Origin of the sequence: Amycolatopsis heterodermiae (genome assembly GCF_034929455.1) — a bacterium.
In the GTDB taxonomy this organism is placed as follows: Bacteria; Actinomycetota; Actinomycetes; order Mycobacteriales; family Pseudonocardiaceae; genus Amycolatopsis; species Amycolatopsis heterodermiae.
This window is the reverse complement of record NZ_JAYFSI010000006.1, coordinates 325,657-345,989: the sequence shown is the minus strand read 5'-3', so window position 1 is coordinate 345,989 and position 20,333 is coordinate 325,657. Positions and strand designations below refer to the sequence as shown.

Genomic DNA, 20,333 nt, shown 5'->3' with positions numbered 1-20,333 from the left:
CCGCGTTCACCGAAAAACGCCCGGCGGAGTTCCGGCACGCCTGAACCACCGAGGAGCCCGGCACCACACCGGCGCCGGGCTCCCCCGCGGTCACGGGCAGGCGAGAACCGGCTCCACGGCCGACGAACCAGCCGACGTCAGCTGGGCCAGACCCCGGCCGCCGAGGCCGAGGATGCCCTGCGTGGTGGCGCGCACGACGGTGTCGGCGTTGTAGCCCGTGGCGTCGTAGGCGATCGCGCCGCGGTTCGCGACGATGCCCGCGCAGCCGAGCTGCAGGCCGGTGAGGAATGTCTTCGCCTTCTGGGCCGCGGCGAGCCTGAGGCCCGCGCGGAACGCCTGCCCGGCCAGGCCGGTCGTGTTGGTGTTCGGCGCGACCGCCGGGTCACCGGTGCCGGCCGAGATTCCGCCGCCTGCCTGCTGCTTGCCCGCCAGCCAGGTCAGGCCCTGCTGGGACTTGCCGCGCCGGCCGGTCGCCTGCAGTGCCTGGGCGGCCATCGCCGTCGAGTCGGTGTCGCTCACGCACGGCGTCACGCCGAAGTCCAGCGGGAAACCGCCGTCCGCGCACTGGGTGCCGGCGAGGAAGGTCACCGCGGACGCCGGTGCGCCACCGGGCGTCCGGTCGAGGGCGAGGAGCGCGAGGGACTGGCTGAAGGCGTTGCTGAAGTCGCCGAAGGCGGAGTGGTCGGAGAACCGGCCGGACGGCGTGAGCAGGGCCCGCAGCCGGGTCGGCAGGTCGGTCCCGCCGAAGGCAGCCGGGTCGAGGCCGCGGACCTCGGCAGCCAGCGCGGCTTTGGCGGTAGCGCCGGCGTAGGACTCGTCGACGCCGTCACCGATGTAGCCGGCGAGGTTCGACGCCACGTACGTCGTCGCTCGCCCGGCCGCGGTGTCCGCGACGCCCGCGGAGGCGAACGCGAAGATGCCGTCGATGGTCAGGCCGGTGTCCGGAAAGGACGTTCCGCCGAAGACGGTTTCAAGGTGGTCGCCGCCCACCAGCTGTCTGGCGAGCCAGCCGGCGGCGGACTGCGACGGCGGCGTCGCGGCCGACGCCGTGGCCGGGACGGCGAGCGAGGCCGCGGCGGCGAGAACGACGGCGAGAGCACGGAGTTTCATCGGTTCTTCCTTTCGAGGGGAACTTCGGCGAAGGTCGGGGCGACGCCGTAGGAGGCCTTGCGCGAGGCCCGCCGCAACGTGGCGAGCACCGCGGGGCCGAGCACGGCGATCGCCACGGTGTTGGTGATCGCGCGGCCGGTGTCCCACCCGGCCGTCGACGTCAGCAGCGTGAAGACGGCGAAACGGTGCAGGTTCTCCCCCACCGGATCCCCGGCCACGTAGGAAATGTGGCCCGCGTAGTACGGGACTTCGGCGCCGGTGATGAACGGCCAGAACCACAGGTTCATCAGCAACCCGAACAGGTACGACACGACGATGCCGTAGCCGATCAGCATCGCGATCTCGGCCTTGCCCGTCACGCGGCGCGGCAGCAGGCCCGCGCCCATCCCGATCCACGCCGAGCACAGCATCTGGAACGGCAGCCACGGCCCGACCCCGGCGGTCAGCAGGGCCGAGGCGAACAGCGACGTGCAGCCGAGCACGAACCCGAAGCCCGCGCCGAACACCCGCCCGGCCAGGACGAGCACGAAGAACACCGTCTCGATCCCGGCCGTGCCCGCGCCGAGCGGCCGCAGGGCGGCATTGACGGCCGACAGCACGCCGAGCATCGCGAGGGCCTTCGCGTCCATGCCGCCTTCGGACAGCTCGGCGAGCACGATGACGATCAGGATCGGCAGGATGCCGAAGAAGACGAACGGCGCGTCCGGGCCGTGCTGCATGCTCTGCGGCTCGACGCGGACCAGCAGCGGCCAGACGAACATCATCAGCCCGGCCAGTGACGCCAGCCCCAGCACGACGGCCGAGCGCGGGCCGACGCGCACGGCCTGGTCGGCCCGCCCCCACTGGCGGATCCGCGTCACGAGACCGCCGCCTCGACCTCGGCGACGGTCAGCCAGCCGCCACCGAGGATCTTGGCCACCTGCGTCGCGAACGCCGGGGACCCGCCGAGCACCTCCGCGGTGGCGCCGTCGGAGACGATCTCGCCCTCGGCCATGACCACGACCCGGTCGGCGACCGTCGCGACGAACTCGACGTCGTGCGTCGCCACGACCACCGCGCACCCCTCGGCGGTCATCGCGGCGATCATCGCCGCCAGCGCCGCCTTGGCCGGGTAGTCGAGCCCGCGGGTCGGCTCGTCGAGCAGCATGATCGACGGCGACGCGGACAGCTGCACCGCCAGCACCAGCGCGAGCCGCTGCCCTTCGGACAGGTCCCGCGGGTGCCGCTCCGGGTCGATCCCGGGGGCGAGCCGGTCGAGCAGTCCCCGGCAGGAGCCGGGTTCGGACCCCGTCTCGGCGTCGGCCGCGGCGCATTCGGCGGCAACGGACTCGAGGTAGAGCAGGTCACTCGCGGTCTGCGGCACGAGCCCGACGACCTTGCGCGCCTTCGCGCTCGGCAGCTCCCCGGGGTCGACCCCGGCGGCGCGGACCTTCCCGCCCTGCCGCGGCCCGGACCCCTGCAGGGCCCACAGCAGCGACGACTTCCCCGAGCCGTTGCGGCCCATCATCGCGACCACCCGCCCGGGCCGCAGATCCAGGTCGAGCCCGCGGACGGCCACCACCGGCCCGTACCGGACGACCACGCCGGACGCGGTCAGCACCGACTCCCCCGGTTCGGCTTCGGCCGGATCCGGGCGCGAGCCGAGGCGCTCGCGCAACGGCCGGGCGACCCGGCGGGCGTCACGCACGGACATCGGCAGCGGCTCCCACCCGGCGAGGCGGCCGAGCCGGACGATCGGCGGCGCGATCGGGGTGGTGCGCAGGATCTCCGGCGGGGTGCCGTCGGTGACGCTGCCGTCGCCCGGGACGTAGAGCATCCGGTCGGCGAACGGGATCACCCGTTCCATCCGGTGCTCGGCCAGCACGACGGTGGTGCCGAGGTCCTGCACCAGCCGGGCGAGCGTCGCGAGCACCTCCTCGGCCGCGATCGGGTCGAGCGCCGACGTCGGCTCGTCGAGCACGAGGACCTTCGGGTGCATGGTCAGCACCGACCCGACGGCGACCCGCTGCTGCTGCCCGCCCGACAGTGTCCGAAGTGGACGGCGGCGCAGCTCCGCGATGCCCAGCAGGTCCAGGGTTTCCTCGACGCGGCGGCGCATGACCTGCGGGGCCAGGCCGAGCTGTTCCATGCCGTAGGCGAGTTCGTCCTCGACGACGTCGGTGACGAACCCGGCGAGCGGGTCCTGCCCGACGACGCCGACGAGGTGCGCGAACTCCCGCGGCGGCCGGTCCCGGGTGGTGACCTCCTCGACCGACACCGTGCCTTCGAGGTGCCCGCCGGTGAAGTGCGGGACCAGGCCGTTGAACGTGCCGAGCAGCGTCGACTTGCCCGAGCCGGTGCGCCCGGCGACGAGCACCAGCTCCCCCTCCCCGATCGTCAGCGACACGTCGGCGAGCACGGGTTCCGGTTGCCCGTGGTACCAGAAGGAAACGCGGTCCAGCTCGATCATGCGGGGACCTTCTCGGTCTCGGGCACCGGTTCCGCCTCGAACGGCAGCGCGGGCGGCGGGGTCAGGAACGCGGGCAGGACGCCGAGGAGCACACCGGCGAGCGGCACCCAGGACAGCAGCGGCCAGGACAGCGTGCTCAGCGACGGGTTGAGGTTCGTCGGGTCCACACTGGACGTCGCGAACAGCACCGCCGCCACCCCGATGCCGCTCGCCGCGGTGACGAACTCGGGCGGGTGCCAGCGATCGGGCCGGTAGCGGCTGCGCCGGACCCGGGTGCCGGCGGTCCGGAACCCGATCAGGCCGAGCACCAGGCCGGCCACGAGGAACGGCGTCGCGAGGAACCGTGGCGTCGAACCGTCCAAAGTGGCGTAGACCCCGACGCAGATGCCGATCAGGCCGGTGATCATCAACGTCCCGGTCAGCCGCGCTCGTGCCTTCACGACCCCAGCGCGGCCGTAGCCACGGGAGTCCATCGACGACGCGAGCTGCAGCGACCGGTCCAGCGCGTCCTCCAGCACCGGGATGATCACGGCGTGCAGGGCCCGGAACCGGCGCCCCTTCGCACCACCCCGCAGCTTCCGCGCGCGGTGCACCCGCTGGACGCTCTCGGCCAGCTGCGGGAACACCGACAGCGCGACGATCACCGCCGTGCCGATCTCGTACAGCGCCGGCGGCATCGCCTTCAGCAGCCGCTTCGGGTTGGCCAACGCGTTCGCCGCGCCGAGGCACAGCACCATCGTCGCCAGCCGAAGCCCGTCGTAGAGGCCACCCAGGACGGACTCCGCGGAGACGTCGCCGAGCAACCGGATCCCCGCGGCCCAGGCGGGCAGCGGGATTTCGGGCAGGCGCAGGATGATCGTCGAGCCCTCGGCGCCGCCGAAGACGATCCGGAAGAACACCCGCACGCCGATGATCACCGCGGCCAGGTAGGCGTACATCCGGAACGCCATCGCCCACGGCGCGTCCGCCCGCCGCGCGATGACGACGTACCAGAGCACCGCGCAGATCGTCAGCAGCAGCCACGGGTTCGTCGTCCGGCCGGCCGCGACCGCCAGCCCGAGCGCCCACACCCACCACGCGGCGGGATGCAGGTCGCGGGGCAGGAACCAGGACGCGCGCATCACCTTTCCCGGGCGCGCTTGCGCTGCCGCGCGGTGAACCACGCCGCGGCGGCGAGCAGCACGACCGCTCCCCCGGCCACCCAGGGCGCGTAGTCGCTCGCCCCGGCCTGCTCCTTGATCGCCTGGTCGACGTCGGGCGCGCCTTCACCACCGGTGAACGTCACGTTCTTCGCGGGATCGGGTGCCCCCTGCGCGCCCCCTCCCGGCCGCGGCTTCGGCGGCGGCAACGCCCGGCTGCTCTCCCCGGACGGCGCCGGCTGCCCGGGAGTGGCGGCCGAGGTGCCGGACGCGGGCGCCCCCGGCGTGTCCCCGGTGGCCCCGGGCCCGGCACCACCGGGCTGCTTTTCGTTGACGTCGTTGGAGTTCGGCGGCGCCTCCGCCGCGGTGGTGCACCCCTGACCGGCCGTCCCGGGCCGGACCGGGGCGATGCGGGGCACCGGGTTCGCGTCGGCGGTCGCGTTGAGCGAGAACGACCAGCCTTCGAACCCGCCGGTGGTGAAGTCGCGGTTCTTCACGCCCCACTGGCTGTATTCCCAGGCGCAGTTGTTCCCCGAGTGCCAGTAGGACCAGTACCCCGCGGCGGGCGGAGTGTCCACACAGGTCTCTTTGTAGTGCTCGTTACCCTTGACCGGGATCTCCTCGACCGCGGACGGGCGGTTCTCGACGCGGCAGATGAACGCCTCACCCCAGCGCTGCACCCCGGCGATCTGGAAGCCGGCGTTCTTGAGCGCGTCCAGGCCGGTGCCGCGGCCGGTCTGCGGGTCGCAGCGGACGATCGTCGTGCCGCCGAGCTGCTGGAAGTCGACCACGACCGTGACGCCGGTGCCGTCCGCGCAGAAACCGGGCTTACCCTTGCCCTGGTCGACGGCGTGCGCCGGGCCGGTGGTGAGCGCGGCCGTCAACAGCACGACAGCCGCGCCCGTGAGGATCCGCCTCATTGCACCGTCAGCGACGCGGTCGCGTAGACCGTGCCGCCGGTCCCGGCCGCCTTGATCGTGTACGTGTAGGTACCCGCCGCCGTCGGCGTGATCGTCTGCGACCCGCCGGGCCCGGCGAGCGAGCCGGACCAGGCGCCGCCGCCGGCCGCCGGGGCGACCGACTGCGCGGTGAGCGTCGTGGCGTTGGCAGACGTCCAGGTCAGCGTGGTGCTCTGGCCCAGGGTGATCTTGTGGTCGAGGTCGTCGGCCGACAGGCTCACAGTCGGGTTGCCCGCGTTCACGGCCGGGTTGAGCGGGGTCACCCGCGGCACCGGGTTCGAGCTCGCCGACCGGTTGAGGGAGAACGACCAGCCCTCGAAACCGCCGGGGACGACGTTGCGGTTGAGGGCGCCGTAGCTGCTGTACGTCCAGGTCGAGGTCGCACCGGTGGCGTTCCAGTACGACCAGTACGCGCCGGCCGGCGGCGTCCGCACGCAGGCTTCCTTGTAGGTGGGGTTGCCCGAGACCGGGATCGCCTCGGTCGCCGCGGGCCGGCCCTCCAGCCGGCACACGAACCCGAGCCCCCACTGCGCGACGCCGGCCACGGCGATCCCCGCGTCCTGCAGGGCCTTGATGCCGGTGCGGTCCGTGCCGGGCGTGGCGTTCGGCGAGCAGCGGGTGATGGTCGGCGCGGCGGTGCCGCCGTTGCCGTCCAGCTCCTGGAAGTCGACGACGACGGTGACGCCGGTCAGCGCGTCGTTGCCGGTGCAGATGCCGTTGTAGCCCTTGGCCGGGTCGACGGCCGAGGCCGGCGTCGCCGATGCGGCGATCAGGCCGGCCACCGCGGCGATCACGAGTGGAAGACGTCTCATGGTGTTACCCCCTGGTGCGTGGTGTGCGGGTGATCAGGTGGCGCAGGCCGGCGGCCAGCGCGAAGGCGAGGACGAGCGCGGCGCCGGACAGGCGGACGGCCAGCCAGAGCGTGGAGTTGTGCGCGGCTGACTGCACCGGGACGACGCCGGGGCCGGCCGCAGCGGCGAGCGGCGGCGCCAGCGGCAGCCGGACCGCCGTCGTGAGCGGGGAGCCGTCCGCGTCGAGCCAGCTCCGGCCGGCGATCCCGCTCGCCGTCGCGATGCTCGCGCCGGGATCGCTTGGCCCGCCCGGGGTCTTCGGGAACCCGCCGTCGGCCAGGACGAGCGCGCCGAGGGCCTGCGCGGCCTTACTCGCGTCAAGCCCGGCGGAGCCGGAACCGCGGGCCGCGGCCGCCGTGAGCACGGGATCGGGCTGCCCGTCCGGCCCGGCGACCGTGCCGTCGGGCCCGGTCCGGGCGGTCAGCGCTGCGGCAGCCGACTCGAGGGCCCGCCGGTGTTCGGCGGTCCAGCCGGGCGGTGGGACGTTGCCGGTCTCCACCGCGGCCGGGTCCCGGCGTTGCGCGTTCAACGCTTCGATCGCGGCGGCCGTCGCGGCGACATCGCCGGTGGCACAAGGCTTTTCCGTCAGGACAGGCGGGAAGAGACCATCCGCGCACTGGTGCGCGGCGAGCGTCCCGATCGCGGCTTCGGCCGGCGCGACGATCGTCGTCGCCATCGTGGCCCACGCGTGCCGTTGCAGGGATCCGGTGGTGTCGGCGAATTCCCCGGTGTCGGTGAACCCGCCCGATGCGGTGCGCAGGGCGGCGAGGTCCGCGTCCAGCCGGCCGGCGGCCGGATCCGCCGCGAAGTGGGCGATGACGTCCAGCTTGGCCAGCGGTTCGGCGTAAGCCGCCTGGCCCTGCTCATAAGGCGCACCATGGGCGTACGCCTTGATCGAGTCCGGGCTCAGCAGGAAGCGGGAGGCCCGGGCCGTGGCGTCCGGCTGCTGCCCGAGGGTGCGCAGGGCCAGGACCAGGTCCGCGGTGAGGTCGTAGTCGACGAAGGTCTGGCCGTCCTGGGCGACTTCGACGTGGTCGCCGTCGACGAGCCGGCTCGCTAGGTAGCTGCCCAGCCGGTCGGCCGGGGTCGGGCCGCTCACCTGCGCCGGGGCGTCGGCGGGGACGACTACGGTGCCGCGCGGCGAGCCGGGCCGCACCGCCGGGGTGCCGGCCTTCTTGCTGACCGGCGGCGGAGCGGCGGGATTGCTTGTCGCCGGGGGCTTTTCGCCCGGTGGCGGGGGTGGCGGTGGCGTGCAGCCGGGGTCCGGCGGTGTCGGCGCTCCGGTGTGTCCCAGGGTGAGGTCGTGGAACCCGGTCCGGGACAGGCCGAGTGCGGCCTGGGAGCTCGCGCGGATCCAGGCGTCGAGGGCGCTGATCCCGGTGGTGCGCGCCGATGCGTACTCGGCCGGGGTGTAGGCGATGGCGCCGAGCTGGTCGCCGAGCCGGGTGCCCGCGTCGGCCGCGGTCGCTTCGGCGGACTCGAGGAAAGCGGTTCCCGCGTCCATCGCGGCGTCCGCGCACCCGGCGTCGGCGAGCGCCTGCACGATCAGGCCGGTGCTGTTGGTGTTGGGCGCTTCGGTGCCGACACCGCCGCCCCAGCCGCCACTCGCGGCCTGGTGGGCCTTCAGCCACCGCACGGTCTTAGTGATGGGCTCGTCGAGGTCCGCCGCGCCGGCGGCCCGCGCGGCGAGCAGGGCCGAGAGCGCGATCCCGGTGGTGTCGCCGTCCGGTGACGACTGGCCGAGCGCCTTGCCCTCGTCACACGTCGAGATCCGGTGGCCGTCCGGGGTCACCTGGTCGCCGGTCTCGGTGGTGGCGATCAGCCCGAAGAAGATCCGGAAGTAGCCTTCCGAGCACTGCTGCTTGAGCATCGTGTCGATCGCGAGGCGGTCGGTCAGTCCGGCGCCCGCCAGCCCGATCACGGCCAAGGCCTGGCCGAACATGTTGGCGTTGTTGCTGACGAAGTCCTTGAAGTCGGGGTTCTTCGAGTAGTCGCTGACGCGGCCCTTGTCGACGCCCGAGCGCGCGATCGTGCCCAGGGTTTCGGCGACCATGTCGTGCCCGCCGAAGGATCTCGGGTCCCGTCCGGCGATTTCCGCGGCGACCAGCACCTTCGCCGCGGCGCCACCGGTGATGATCGCGTCGTAGCCCTGGCCGGGGACGAGGCCGTCCCAGGTGTAGTAGTCGGTGGCGTGGTGCTCGTCGTCGAGGTACTTCACGATCGGGGCGGCCAGCGCGCCGTCGCCGGAGGCGTACATCGCGAAGAGCGTGTCGATCATCAGGCCGTGGTCGGGCAGGTCCCCACCGAGCGGGTTCTGCAGGGTCCCGTCGGGCGAGAGCTGCGCGGCGAGCCACTGTGAAGTCGCCTTCGAGGCGGCGAAGGCCGGGGTCACCGCGCCGACGGTGAACACGACGACCGCGGACATCACCGCCGCGAGGGGTCCGAACCGCTTGCCGGCCACCTGATCTTTCCTCTCCCCAGACGCCGGCGCGGCACAGCGCTCGAGGGAGAGACCGGCCCTGGGGACCGGGCGTCCACTCACTGTTTACGCGACAGCGGTTCGACATCACCTGCCCGAGGAGGTAGCCCGACTCGTCACCCAAGGTGACCCACGGTTGCGCGACAGTGCCGGATTTCGACCGGCTTCCCCTGCCACGGGCAGAAAACTCATGTAGTTGTCCGAGCCAAACTAACACCCGGCCGCCCGGACGGGAACGGCAGAACTCACTTCGACCGGCTCGGCCCCTCGGACAGCGGGGCCGAGCACCTTCCGGCAGGTCACGTTACCGGGACGCTCCTGCTCGCCGCCGTGGCGCGGGCTCGCCGTGGTCACCGTCGTGCTCGTGGCCAGGCTGGACCGCCGTCGCCGCGCATAATGGCCGTGTGCTCGCACCTTGGGGAGGACTGCCGCCGGCCATCAGCGCCGGCGCCTTCTTCGCGGGCGAACTGGTCCAGGCCTTCCGCACGCGGCGCGGCGCGAAACTCGTCGACGTGCGCGCGGAAGTCGTCTTCCGGGCGCTGTTCTTCGGGGCGATCCTGCTGTGGCCGATCGGCCGGGCGGTCGTCCCGGCCGCCCGCATCGGCGGCGGCACGTGGCCGTGCACGCTCGGGATCGTCCTCGGGTGGCTCGGCCTGCTCCTGCGCTGGTGGTCCTTCGCCAGCCTGGGCCGGTACTTCACCGTGACGGTGCGGACCAGCGCAGACCAGCCCGTCGTCGACCACGGCCCGTACCGGGTCCTGCGCCACCCGAGTTACACCGGCCTGCTGCTCGTTTTCGCCGGCGGCGGCCTGGTCGTCGGCAACTGGGTCGGCGCGGCGGGCGCGGTCGCGGTGCTGCTGCTCGCCCTGATCCACCGCCTCCGCATCGAGGAACGTGCCCTCGGCGACGCGCTCGGCGACCGGTACCGGCAGTTCGCCGCGAGCCGCGCCCGGCTCGTCCCGTACGTGTGGTGAGCGGGTCAGTCGCCTTCCAGCTCGGCCAGCTGCTCGGCGGCCGTCCGGCTGCCCTCCGCGGCCAGGCGGCGCAGCTCGCCGAGGTCTTCGCGCTCGGTCGCGAGCTCGATCAAGAGGTCGACGGCGTCCGGATTCCCCGCCGCGGCCCACGTGCGCAGCTCTTCGGCGTCACCCCGCTCCCCCGCCAGCTCGACCAGCTGGTCGACGGCGTCCGGGTCACCGGCCGCGGCCCGGGCACGCAGATCGGTCATGCCACTCCTGACTAGACGTCGATGCGGGAACCCATGATGACCGTGCGGTCGCGGGGCAGGCCGAAGTACTCCGCGGCGTCCGCCGTGATGTAGGAGGTGGCGATGAACAGCCGCTTGCGCCAGCCCGCCATCGTCGGTTTCGTCCCGCGCTGCAGCTCGATCTTCGACAGGAAGTAGGACGCGTCGTCGAGCTGCAGCCGGCCTTCGGTGGCGGCCGGGTCCAGCAGGGCCAGGGCCGCGGGCACGTCCGGCGTCTCCATGTAGCCGTACCGGGCGGTGACGAAGACGATCCCGTCGTCCTTGTGCCCCAGGTCTTCGACGCTCACCCGCTGCTCCGCGGCGACCCGCGGGACCGGCTCGGTCTCCAGCGACATGATGACGACGTGCTCGTGCCGCACGTGGTTGTGCTCGGCGTTGGCGCGCAGCGCGAGCGGCGCCGTCGCCCCGCCCCGGTTGAGGAACACCGCCGTGCCCGGAACCTTCTGCGTCGGGGTGTCGCGGTTGCGCAGCTGCTCGACGAACTCCCGCAGCGAGCCTTCGTGACGTTCCCGCTCGGCGGTGACGATGTGGCGGCCCCGCTGCCACGTCGTCATGATCGTGAACACCGTCAGGCCGATCAGCAGCGGCAGCCACGCGCCGTGCACCAGCTTGGTCAGGTTGGCCGCCACGAAGAGCAGGTCGACGACCAGCAGCACGGCCGCGCCGGCGCCGATCAGCCACCGCGGTGTCCCCCACTTGGACCGGGCGACGTAGAAGAACAGCAACGTCGTGATGGTGATCGTGCCGGTGACCGCCATGCCGAAGGCGAACGCGAGCGCCGTCGAGCTGCGGAAGGCGAAGACCAGCGTCAGCACCGAAACCAGCAGCAGCCAGTTGATCCACGGGACGTAGATCTGCCCGCGCTCGGTCTCCGACGTGTGCGCGATCCGCAGCCGCGGCAGGTACCCGAGCTGCGCGGCCTGGGCGGTGACCGAGTAGGCCCCGGTGATCACCGCCTGGGAGGCGATGACGGTGGCCGCCGTCGCCAGCACCACCATCGGCAGCCGGCCCCACGACGGGACCAGCAGGAAGAACGGGCTGCTGATGTTCGCCTGGTCCTCGAGGATCAGCGCGCCCTGCCCGAGGTAGCTGAGCACGCAGGCCGGGAACACCAGGAACAGCCAGCCGCGGGTGATCGCCCGGCGGCCGAAGTGCCCCATGTCGGCGTAGAGGGCCTCGGCGCCCGTGACGGCGAGGACGACGGCCGCCAGCGCGAAGAACGCGATGTCGAAGTGCCCGGCCATGAACCCGATGGCGTAGGTGGGCGAGAGGGCTTTGAGGATGTCCGGGTGCCCGGCGATCCCGCCCACGCCGCACGCGCCGACCACCATGAACCAGGCGATCATGACCGGCCCGAACACCCGCCCGACCGCGGCGGTTCCCCGCCGCTGCACCAGGAACAGCCCGATGATGATCACCACGGTGATCGGCACGATCCAGGCGTCGAGCGAGTCCGAGACGACCTTCAGGCCCTCCACCGCGGACAGCACCGAGATGGCCGGGGTGATCATGCTGTCGCCGAAGAACAGGGCGGCGCCGAAGATGCCCAGGCCGGCCAGCAGGACGGCCGCGCGCTTGCCGCGCTGCGAGCCGAGGCGGCGCAGCAGGGTGATCAGCGCCATGATGCCGCCCTCACCGTCGTTGTCCGCGCGCATCGCGAGCAGCACGTAGGTGACCGTGACGATGATCATCACCGACCAGAAGATCAGCGACACCACGCCGAACACGTTGTCCGTGGTCACCGGCACGGGGTGCGGGTCGGCCGGGTTGAAGACCGTCTGCAGGGTGTAGATCGGGCTGGTGCCGATGTCCCCGAAGACCACGCCGAGCGCCCCGACCACGATGCCCAGCCGCACCGAATCCCGGACGTGCGACGGCTTCTCCGCCGTCGTCGTCTCCTCGCTCACGCACCCCTCCTCCGGCCCGGCGGGCCCACCCCCGCGGACCCTACCGGTCCACTGTGGCCGGACGCCGGACGTCCAGGGCGGACGCGGAGGCGGCCGGTCGGAATTTACGAAATCTTAGCGCCGGGACGCCCGGTCACGGGATGTCGAGGAGCCAGAGGTCGCCGGCGGCGGCGATCGCGTGGTGGCCGTCCGGGCCGGGCGCGATCCGGTACACGGCGGGGAGCGTGATCACGCCGGTCGTGCGCCGGGTCGCGGGATCGACGACGGTGAGCAGCGGCAGCGGCGCCGTGCCCGGGCTGGACCGGCCCACCAGCAGGCGGCGGCCGTCGGGGGTCAGGGCGAGCGCGCCGGGCCCGCCCGCACCCGGCGGCGGGGCGCCGAGGTCGACCGGCGCGGGTGCGAGGGTGGTGGTGTCGATCGCGGTCAGCGCGGCACGGGGGTCGGACTCGGTCTGGCCGGCCACCCACAGCGTGTGCCGGCGCGAGTCGAGCACCAGGCCGCCCGGCCCGGCCGTGGTGTCCACTGTGGACACCAGGGCATTCCGGCCGGTGTCGAGGACCGAGACCGTGTTCTCGCCGAAGTTGGCCACGTACGCCCGGCCGGCGTCGACGGCGATCGCGTCCGGGTTGACGCCGACCGGGATCGACGCCGTGACCGCACCTCGCGCGATGTCGATCGCGACGGCCGTGCCCGCGTCGTACGCGCTGGCGCCGGAGACCACGCACCAGGCGGTCTGCCCGTCCGGTGACACCGCGACGTCGAGCGGCGGGCCGGGAAGGGGAATCGTCGCAACGACTCGGCGCGCGTCCGGGTCCAGGACGGTGAAGGCGCCAGCCGGGGTCTTGGCCGGGCCGGTGCTCGCCACCACGAGCCGGTGGCCGTCCGGGGTCAGGGCCAGCGCCATCGGGTGCGGCGCCACCGGGAGCGCCGCCGTGACCGACTGGGTCCCGAGGTCGACGACGGCGACGGTGTCGTCGGGCCGGTCGGGCGGGCCGGCGTTGCCGACGTAGGCGTGCCGGCCGTCCGGAGCGACGGCGACTCCCGAGGGCCAGTCCACCGGGACGGCGACCTTGCGGCCGGCCGGCTGCGTCGGCACGGCCGAGAAGTCGGGAGCCGGGCCGGCGGGCGGGGCCGGGGCGCTCTCGACGGTGAACCCGCCGGCCAGGACGAGGGCCGCCAGGCTCGCCAGCCCGACCACCGGCACCGCGGCGAAGGTCCCCTTGCCCTGCTTGATCGGCGGCAGGTGCGCGGGCCCGGGGCGCGCGGCGGGCGGCTGCGCGTCGTAGAGGGCCGCCTCACGGTGCCGGCGCCGGGCCGCGACGAGGTTGGCCTTGGTGACGGCCGGCCGGCCGCCGGTCGCGAGCGTCGCCACGACTTCGAAGGCGACGACGGCGCAGCAGACCGTGCCCAGCAGGAGCAGCCGGGATCCCCACGCCGCCGGCCACGGCGTGCCGAGCAGGGTGAGCGCCGCGGCGAAGGCACCGGTGACGCCGGCCGCGGCGGTGAGCGCGCCGATCAGCTGCCACCGCGTGCGCCGCCGGTCCGCCCGGGCGTCGTCGAGGTCGTCGAGCAGCCGCTGCCGTTCACCGGCGTCGCCGTCACCCGGTTCCGGCCAGCCCGCGAGCCGGTGGCCGCGGTGGAGGCGAAGGGACGTGCGCAGCCGCAGGACGTCCTCCTCGTGCGTGCGCAGCCAGCCGTGCACCTCGGCCGAGAGACCGTGCCCGACGAGCAGGAGGACCGCGAGCCCGGCGCCGGACCCGAACGGGTGCGCGGCCAGGGCCGCCGGCTCCGCCAGCCCCGCGAGCACGCCCAGGGGCACGAGCGCCGCCAGCGACCAGCCGGCCAGCCGGGCCGCGCGGCGGAACCGGTTCACCCGGGCGCCGGAACGTTCGTCTTCCACCCGGTCGAGCAGGACCCGCAGCTCGGCTTCGCGATCGGTCACGCTCGGCCCCCTCGGTGTCGCGGCACCTCACGAGTATGACCCGGTTTCCGGGAGTTCTGGGACCATGCTTCCCGCACCACCGGGAACCACCACCGCCCCCGGGTCGAACCAGGAGCAACGATGGACGGACTCGCGCCCGGCGCCCGGCTCACCGGGCTGCCCACCCTGATCCGCACCGACGCCGGCTACCGCGTCCACGACCCGCGGCTGCTGGCCGGCGGCTACACCCTGACCCCCGCCGGCCGGGTGACCCACCGCGCCGACGAGCTCCTCGGCGGCCTCGCCGTCCTGCTCCTCCTGGGACCGGCCATCGCGTTCCCGATCCTCTTCGCCGGCGGCGGGTTCTGGTCGGCCGTCCTGTGGACCGCCCTCGGCGCGGTCGCCGGCCTCGTGCTCGTCGGCGTCGAACTGTTCCTCGGTCCCGGCGACGCGCTGGAGCGCTACCGCAAGCAGACCGCGGAGGAGCCCGGACTCGACGTCACCGAGGAAGACACTCAGGCCATGCGCCTCTGCGCGCTGGGCGAGCGGATCGCGAAGAGCACGGCGTGGCGCACCGGCGCCTTCGACCGGGACCGCCGGCTCGAGCACGTCGTCTGGAGCGCGGTGCGCCGCGCACTCCACGGCGTCGAGGAGGCCGAACTCACCCTGATCGAGAACCGGCTCCGCACGATCGAAATCGCCGCCGACGCGATCGAGTTCAAGGTCGATCCGTCCCACCGCCCGCGCCGCCCGGCCGCCACCGCGGCGCACCGGGCCGACCCGCTCCAGGACGCCGACCTGCTCGTGGTGGAGGCCGGCGCCCTGCGCGACTACCTCTGACGGCCGTGGCTCAGCTCCGCTGGCCGCGCGCCCCGACGGTCATCCAGCTGTAGTCCACAAAGGACGGATCCTCGTACAGCGCGTACGCCTCGTCGAGCACCTCGCGGGTGACCAGGCCGGTGGCGAGCGCGTGCTCCTCGACGAGCTTCGTGGTGTTCTTGAGCCAGAACGCCAGCGGCTGCCCGCCCCGCGCCGGCAGGACCACGCCCTCGGCGGCGCAGTCGGCCAAGCCCGCCGCTTCCAGCGGGACCGGGAGGGTGCGGGCCCAGTCCGGGTCGGTGCCGACCCGGTCCGCCATGACCCGGGAGAGCGCCGCCATGGTCTGTCGGGTCGCCGGCCGCGAGGACAGCTCGGGCAGCGTGGCGCCGATCTCGATGAGCAGCCACCCGCCGGGCTTGAGCCACGACGCCAGCCGCTTGATCACGGCGTCGCGCTCCGTCAGGTGCTCCAGCACGAACCGGGTGTGGATGACGTCGAACTCCCCGGGCGCGTCGTCCGTGGTGACGTCGTGGTGCAGCACGGTGACCCCGCTTTCGGCGAGCGGGCCGAGGAACGCGAGGCTGAGGTCCGTCGCCACCACGTTCTCCGGGCCGGCCAGCTCGGCCATCCGGGTCGCCACCGACCCCGCCCCGGCGCCGACCTCCAGGCACCGCCACCCCGGCCGCACCCCGAGGCTTTCGAGCTGGCGGAAGCTGAAGGGATCGAAGCTCGCCTCCAGCAGGTGGAGCCGGCGGCGCTCGGCCTGCGCCTGGGTGTCGACGAAGTTGTTCCAGCCGATGGTCTGCGACATCCGGTGTTTTCCCCATTCGATCAGATCGTGCGACGCCGCATCGTACGGCCCACCACACCGGGTCCGACAGGGTCTTTTTCGGGACCCTCCGGCAAAGGCGGCCGGATCGGCGCGCCCGCGATCACAAAAGCCGACGTCGCGGTCCGATGGCGACTCTCCGAATTGGACCGACTGGCGTAGTCGCCACCGGCGGACGTGACGGGGGTCACTACGCAGCCGCCTCTCACTGTACACAGTGGACACTTGCGGGATCCGCCGATCCCTACGCTGATCGGGTTATCCACCCTGCCACGAACGGTGGCACGCCGTGGCCGGCCGGCGCATTCGGAGCAGGTGCGACGCATACGGTCCAGCCGGGGCAACGACGTCGATCACCCTTCGAGCGGTATTGCCTCGAACGCGAGATCACCGTAACTTCTCCAGCGATCAGCCGCCTTCCCCGAACCCTGCCGACCGCGCCCCGCCGAAGAAGGCGCCGGGCCGCCCATTGTCGGTTTCATTGTCGCGCCCGAAAGAATGGATTCCAGCACGATGACGGATCTCGCGTTACCGGTGAACGCCGCCCGGAGCAGCAGCATCGGGTTGCTGGAGCACGCGGTCGAGCGGTGGGCGGCCGAACAGCCCGCCGCCACGGCGTGCTCCGCACCGGACGGCGTGCTCGACTTCGCCGGCCTCGCCGAGCGGACGGCGGCGATCGCCGGGGCGCTCGCGGCCGCCGGGGCGGGGCCGGGCACGACGGTCGCGCTGACCACCGGGCGGTCCCGGCTGGCCGTGGCGAGCCTGCTCGCCGTGTGGCGCCTGGGCGCGACGGCGGTGCCGCTGGACGAGCGGCACCCCGCCGCCCGGACCGCCGAGGTGCTCGACGGCGTGTCACTGGTCCTCGGCCGACGGCCTCCTGGCGCACCGGCCGACCTGCCGGTGCTCGATCCGGAGACCGCCGCGGGCGGGCCGTTCACCGCGGCCGGGGGCGAGATCGCCTACCTCATCCACACTTCGGGCAGCGCGGGGCGGCCGAAGGCCGTCGAAGTCACCTACGCGGGCCTGGAAACGGCGCTGGACGCCATGAGCACCCTCCACATCGGACCGGGCGGCCTGGGGATCAACCCGCTCTCGCCCGCGTTCGACGGCTGGCTCTGGTGCGTGCTGCTGCACCTGCTCAACGGCATCGGCACGGCGATCCTCGACCTCGCCGAGGACGGCGAGCACGTCGACCTCGCCGGCCGGATCGCCGCGGTCGCACCGCGCACGGCCAGCCTCACCCCGTCGCTGCTGGCCTCCTGCGCCGACGCGCTCGCCGGGGCCGAGGTCGTGGTGGTCGCCGGGGAACACTGCCCGCGCGGACTGCTCGAGGTGCTGCTGGCCCGGCACCGGGTGCTGAACGTCTACGGCCCCACCGAGGCCACGATCGCCGCGACCTGCGCCGACAGCGCCCGCGGCGACGACGTCACGACCATCGGGCGCCCGATGCCCGGCTACCTGGCCCGGGTGCTCGACGACGACCTGCGTCCGGTGCCCGCCGGCACCCGCGGCGAGCTGTGCCTCGGCGGGCCCGCGCTGGCCCGGGGCTACCGCGGCGACCCGGAACTCACCGCGCGCAAGTTCGTGACGGTGGACGGGGAACGGCTGTTCCGCACCGGTGACGAGGTGCTCGCCCGCCCGGACGGGCAGCTCGAGTTCCTCGGCCGGCTCGACACCCAGGTCAAGGTGCGCGGGTTCCGGATCGAACTCGGCGAGCTCGAGCGGGTCGTCGAGCAGCTGCCGGCCGTGATCGCGGCGACGGCGTTCGTGCGGACCGCGGGCGGCACCCTCGGCGTCGCCGCCGTGCTCGCCGACGGGCACGACCGGGTCGCCGGCGCCCTGCTCGTGCGCGAGCACTGCCGGACGTTCCTGCCCGAGCACCTGCTGCCGTCCACAGTGGACTTCGTGCCGGCCCTGCCCTACGACGACCGCGGCAAGGTCGACCGGGCGGCGCTCGCGCTGGCCGCCGACGCGGCCCGGCCCGCCGGCCGAGCCCCGGCCACCGCCCGCGAACACGAGGTCTGCGCCGTCTTCGCCGAGGTGCTGGACCAGCCGGTGACCGACGTGGCCGCCGACTTCTTCGAGCTAGGCGGACACTCGCTGCTCGCCGCCCGGATGGTCGCGGCGCTGCGCAAACGGACCGGGCTGCGGGCGTCGATCCCGTTGCTGCTGGGCAACCCCAACCCGGCCGCCCTGGCCGCGGAACTGGACCGGCTCGCGGAGGTGCCGGCGTGAGCGCCCGGACGATGCCGTGGCCCGTTTCCGTGGTTGGCGCGCAACGACCCGGCCAGGAGAATCGACTCGCCGAGATGCGCGCGAGCGGCCCGACGGTGCCATGGCCAGCCCGGCTCGAGCGACCCGTGCCCGCGGTCGCCGCGCAGCCGCCCGGCCGGGAGAACCAGCTCGCCGAGGTGCACGTGAGCGGCCGGACGGTGCCGCGGCCGACCCGGCTCGAGCGACCCGTGCCCGCGGTCGCCGCGCAGCCGCCCGGCCGGGAGAACCAGCTCGCCGAGATGCGCGCGAGCGGCCCGACGGTGCCGTGGCCGTCGCAGCCCGTGTCCGCGGCCGGCGCGCAGCTGCCCGGCCAAAAGAACCAGCTCGCCGAGGTGTCCGCATGAGCGGCTGGGTGGTGCCGTGGCACCCCTCCCCCGCCGGCCGTCCGACCCTGGTCTGCGCGCCGCCCGGTGGTGCCGGCTGCAATCGCTTTCGCGGCTGGCAGGCGCGGCTCGGGCTGGCCGTCTCGGTGGTCGGGGTGCAGCTGCCCGGGCGGGAGAACCGGTTCGCCGAAGAACATCCGGCGACCTTTGCCGAAGCCGTCGATGCCGTCGCCGCCGATCTCGCCGAACTCCGGGCCGGCGCGCCGCTCGTCATCGTCGGCGAGAGTTTCGGCGGGCTGCTCGCCTACGAGCTCGCGCGAGCGACCGGGCCGGACGCGCTCGTGCTCGCCGCGACCGAACCCCCGGGCAACCGGAGCGCCGCCGAGCACCTCGTCATCGACGAGCAGATCCTGCGCGACCTGTTCGTCTCCGGCCCGCCCGAGCTCCGCGACCTCGACGAGGACAGCCAGGAGTTCCTGCTCGACGTGCTGCGCCGCGACGACAAGCTCGCCGACACCCACGTCCTCGCCGAACGGTTCCGGCTCGACTGCCCGATCCACGCCTGGTCCGGCGACCTGGACACGGTGGTGCCCGGGCACCTGCTCGACGGCTGGGCCGGCTACACCACCGCCGGGGCCACCCGGCGCTCCTTCGCCGGGAGCCACACCTTCCTGACCGACCTCGCCGACGAGACCGTGCCCGCACTGGGGAGCCTGCTGTGCTGATGGACCTGACCGACGACCTGAGCTTCGCCGGCACCGAGTTCTGGCCCCACTTCGCGTGGCTGCGCGAGCACGACCCGGTGAGCCGGCACCCCGACTCCCGCGGCGGCTTCTGGGTCGTCACCCGGTACGCCGACGTGCTGTCGGTCTACCGCGACGCGACCGGGTTCAGCTCCCGGCACGGGATGCGGCTCGGCACCAACCCGACCGCGGTGGACGCGGTGACCGGGCAGATGCTGATCGTCTCCGACCAGCCGGACCACGCGCAGCTGAAGACGGTGCTGGCCAAGGGGTTCTCGCCCGCCGCGATCCCGCACGCGGAGGACCTGGTGCGCTCCGTGGTGCGGGGCCTGCTCGACGACGCCCTCGCCGCGGGCGAGGTGGACGTCGTCGAGACCGCGCGCCGGCTGCCGACGCGCGTGGTGTGCGCGCTGATGGGCGTGCCGCGGGAGGAGTGGGACTGGCTCGGCGGCACGATGAACGACGCCTTCGAGGGCGAGGACGAACAGAGCAGGCTCGCCGCGCACGCGGAGATCTTCCTGTACTTCTCGGAACTGGTGCTCGACCGCCGCGACAACCCGGGCGACGACTTCGTCAGCCGGATCGCCGCCGACCGGCGGTCCACATCGGACGGTACGAAGCGGCCGCTGACCGACACCGAGATCGTGGTCAACTGCAACGGCGTCCTCGCGGGCGGCAACGAGACCACGCGCTACTCGGCGGCCGGTGCCGTGCTGGCGCTGATCGAGCACCCGGACCAGTGGGCGGCGCTGCGCGCCGATCGCGCGCTGCTGCCGGGCGCGGTCGAGGAGGTCCTGCGCTGGACCACCCCCGGCGTGCACGTGCTGCGCACCGCGACCGCGCCCACCACGATCGGCGGCGTCGACATCGCCGAGGGCGACCGGGTGACCCTGTGGAACGTCTCGGCCAACCGCGACGACGCCGAGTTCGGCGACGCCGGCCGCTTCCGGGTGGACCGCACGCCCAACCGCCACCTCGCCTTCGGCGGCGGCCGCCACCAATGCCTGGGAGCGCGCCTCGCCCGCCTCGAACTGACGGTGTTCCTGGAGGAACTGCTCGACCGGGTGGCCGCCGTCGAAATCGTCGGCGAGCCCCGCTACACCGCGTCGAACTTCACCTGGGGCGTGCGCGAACTGCCCGTGCGGCTGCACTCCGCCTGACCGGTTTGACAGAATTGTTCGAAAGCGTCATTCATCCCACGAGAATTTCCCACGATTGTCGCTTGTGGACCGGAGTCGGAGAGGCAATAGTCGCCAGGCGGTGAAA

At 73.5% G+C, this 20,333-nt stretch carries 17 protein-coding genes and 1 riboswitch; of the genes, 6 read left to right on the top strand and 11 right to left on the bottom strand.

The window, feature by feature from the left end; translation table 11 throughout:
* Positions 1-90: 90 nt before the first annotated feature.
* The 7 genes from VA596_RS26525 to VA596_RS26495 are packed head-to-tail and all read right to left on the bottom strand — an operon-like array spanning position 91 to position 8,969.
* Positions 91-1,110, bottom strand: coding sequence for a prenyltransferase/squalene oxidase repeat-containing protein (locus VA596_RS26525; protein WP_323330868.1), 1,020 nt, complete (start codon positions 1,108-1,110; stop codon positions 91-93).
* Positions 1,107-1,970 (bottom strand): ECF transporter S component family protein, encoded by an 864-nt coding sequence (locus VA596_RS26520; protein WP_410171926.1) that lies wholly within the window; start codon positions 1,968-1,970, stop codon positions 1,107-1,109. The genes VA596_RS26525 and VA596_RS26520 overlap by 4 nt, the downstream gene beginning before the upstream one ends.
* The gene (locus tag VA596_RS26515; protein ID WP_323330867.1) at positions 1,967-3,559 is read right to left on the bottom strand and encodes an ABC transporter ATP-binding protein; all 1,593 of its coding nucleotides are present in this window, start codon (positions 3,557-3,559) and stop codon (positions 1,967-1,969) included. Before VA596_RS26515 ends, VA596_RS26520 begins: the two co-directional genes overlap by 4 nt.
* Complete coding sequence (locus tag VA596_RS26510; RefSeq protein ID WP_323330866.1) at positions 3,556-4,680, bottom strand: energy-coupling factor transporter transmembrane component T; 1,125 nt, start codon at positions 4,678-4,680, stop codon at positions 3,556-3,558. Before VA596_RS26510 ends, VA596_RS26515 begins: the two co-directional genes overlap by 4 nt.
* Positions 4,680-5,618 carry an ABC transporter substrate-binding protein gene (locus VA596_RS26505; RefSeq protein ID WP_323330865.1) on the bottom strand — a complete coding sequence of 313 codons (939 nt, stop codon included), beginning with the start codon at positions 5,616-5,618 and terminating at the stop codon, positions 4,680-4,682. The genes VA596_RS26510 and VA596_RS26505 overlap by 1 nt, the downstream gene beginning before the upstream one ends.
* Entirely contained in the window at positions 5,615-6,469 is an 855-nt protein-coding gene (locus VA596_RS26500) for an ABC transporter substrate-binding protein (RefSeq protein ID WP_323330864.1), read from the bottom strand. Before VA596_RS26500 ends, VA596_RS26505 begins: the two co-directional genes overlap by 4 nt.
* A gap of 4 nt (positions 6,470-6,473) precedes the next feature.
* Entirely contained in the window at positions 6,474-8,969 is a 2,496-nt protein-coding gene (locus VA596_RS26495; protein WP_323330863.1) for an RAD23 family protein, read from the bottom strand.
* Positions 8,970-9,037: 68 nt separating this feature from the next.
* Positions 9,038-9,184: riboswitch (adenosylcobalamin (AdoCbl) riboswitch) on the bottom strand.
* A gap of 207 nt (positions 9,185-9,391) precedes the next feature.
* Here VA596_RS26495 and VA596_RS26490 point away from each other — a divergent pair.
* Positions 9,392-9,961: a methyltransferase family protein gene (locus VA596_RS26490; protein WP_323330862.1), complete on the top strand. Its 570-nt coding sequence runs from the start codon at positions 9,392-9,394 to the stop codon at positions 9,959-9,961.
* A gap of 5 nt (positions 9,962-9,966) precedes the next feature.
* Here the strand turns inward: VA596_RS26490 and VA596_RS26485 are convergent, their stop codons facing one another.
* The 3 genes from VA596_RS26485 to VA596_RS26475 form a co-directional block, all read right to left on the bottom strand.
* A complete protein-coding gene (locus VA596_RS26485) occupies positions 9,967-10,212 on the bottom strand; it encodes a hypothetical protein (protein ID WP_323330861.1) in 246 nt (81 codons plus the stop codon).
* A gap of 11 nt (positions 10,213-10,223) precedes the next feature.
* On the bottom strand, positions 10,224-12,158 hold the full coding sequence (locus tag VA596_RS26480) for a potassium transporter Kup (RefSeq protein WP_323330860.1): 1,935 nt from the start codon (positions 12,156-12,158) through the stop codon (positions 10,224-10,226).
* Between the two features lie 133 nt (positions 12,159-12,291).
* The gene (locus VA596_RS26475; RefSeq protein WP_323330859.1) at positions 12,292-14,100 is read right to left on the bottom strand and encodes a YncE family protein; all 1,809 of its coding nucleotides are present in this window, start codon (positions 14,098-14,100) and stop codon (positions 12,292-12,294) included.
* Between the two features lie 120 nt (positions 14,101-14,220).
* On the opposite strand from VA596_RS26475, the gene VA596_RS26470 reads away from it, so the two are divergent.
* On the top strand, positions 14,221-14,919 hold the full coding sequence (locus VA596_RS26470) for a hypothetical protein (RefSeq protein WP_323330858.1): 699 nt from the start codon (positions 14,221-14,223) through the stop codon (positions 14,917-14,919).
* A gap of 10 nt (positions 14,920-14,929) precedes the next feature.
* Here VA596_RS26470 and VA596_RS26465 read toward each other — a convergent pair whose 3' ends face one another.
* Complete coding sequence (locus VA596_RS26465) at positions 14,930-15,709, bottom strand: methyltransferase (RefSeq protein ID WP_323330857.1); 780 nt, start codon at positions 15,707-15,709, stop codon at positions 14,930-14,932.
* 531 nt (positions 15,710-16,240) lie between these two features.
* On the opposite strand from VA596_RS26465, the gene VA596_RS26460 reads away from it, so the two are divergent.
* Genes VA596_RS26460 through VA596_RS26445 form a run of 4 tightly spaced genes read left to right on the top strand, consistent with a single transcriptional unit; the run spans position 16,241 to position 20,227 of the window.
* Entirely contained in the window at positions 16,241-17,962 is a 1,722-nt protein-coding gene (locus VA596_RS26460) for a non-ribosomal peptide synthetase (protein ID WP_323330856.1), read from the top strand.
* Positions 17,959-18,345 carry a hypothetical protein gene (locus VA596_RS26455; protein WP_323330855.1) on the top strand — a complete coding sequence of 129 codons (387 nt, stop codon included), beginning with the start codon at positions 17,959-17,961 and terminating at the stop codon, positions 18,343-18,345. The genes VA596_RS26460 and VA596_RS26455 overlap by 4 nt, the downstream gene beginning before the upstream one ends.
* A complete protein-coding gene (locus tag VA596_RS26450; RefSeq protein ID WP_323330854.1) occupies positions 18,342-19,049 on the top strand; it encodes a thioesterase II family protein in 708 nt (235 codons plus the stop codon). Before VA596_RS26455 ends, VA596_RS26450 begins: the two co-directional genes overlap by 4 nt.
* Positions 19,049-20,227, top strand: a complete 1,179-nt coding sequence (locus tag VA596_RS26445) for a cytochrome P450 (RefSeq protein ID WP_323331122.1) — start codon at positions 19,049-19,051, stop codon at positions 20,225-20,227. The genes VA596_RS26450 and VA596_RS26445 overlap by 1 nt, the downstream gene beginning before the upstream one ends.
* The last annotated feature ends 106 nt before the right edge of the window (positions 20,228-20,333 follow it).

Coding starts and splice junctions, on each gene's coding strand:
- VA596_RS26510 (WP_323330866.1), bottom strand. CDS start 4,680: ATGCGCGCGTCCTGGTTCCTGCCCCGCGACCTGCATCCCGCCGCGTGG.
- VA596_RS26525 (WP_323330868.1), bottom strand. CDS start 1,110: ATGAAACTCCGTGCTCTCGCCGTCGTTCTCGCCGCCGCGGCCTCGCTC.
- VA596_RS26500 (WP_323330864.1), bottom strand. CDS start 6,469: ATGAGACGTCTTCCACTCGTGATCGCCGCGGTGGCCGGCCTGATCGCC.
- VA596_RS26450 (WP_323330854.1), top strand. CDS start 18,342: ATGAGCGGCTGGGTGGTGCCGTGGCACCCCTCCCCCGCCGGCCGTCCG.
- VA596_RS26515 (WP_323330867.1), bottom strand. CDS start 3,559: ATGATCGAGCTGGACCGCGTTTCCTTCTGGTACCACGGGCAACCGGAA.
- VA596_RS26445 (WP_323331122.1), top strand. CDS start 19,049: ATGGACCTGACCGACGACCTGAGCTTCGCCGGCACCGAGTTCTGGCCC.
- VA596_RS26485 (WP_323330861.1), bottom strand. CDS start 10,212: ATGACCGATCTGCGTGCCCGGGCCGCGGCCGGTGACCCGGACGCCGTC.
- VA596_RS26505 (WP_323330865.1), bottom strand. CDS start 5,618: ATGAGGCGGATCCTCACGGGCGCGGCTGTCGTGCTGTTGACGGCCGCG.
- VA596_RS26465 (WP_323330857.1), bottom strand. CDS start 15,709: ATGTCGCAGACCATCGGCTGGAACAACTTCGTCGACACCCAGGCGCAG.
- VA596_RS26470 (WP_323330858.1), top strand. CDS start 14,221: ATGGACGGACTCGCGCCCGGCGCCCGGCTCACCGGGCTGCCCACCCTG.
- VA596_RS26460 (WP_323330856.1), top strand. CDS start 16,241: ATGACGGATCTCGCGTTACCGGTGAACGCCGCCCGGAGCAGCAGCATC.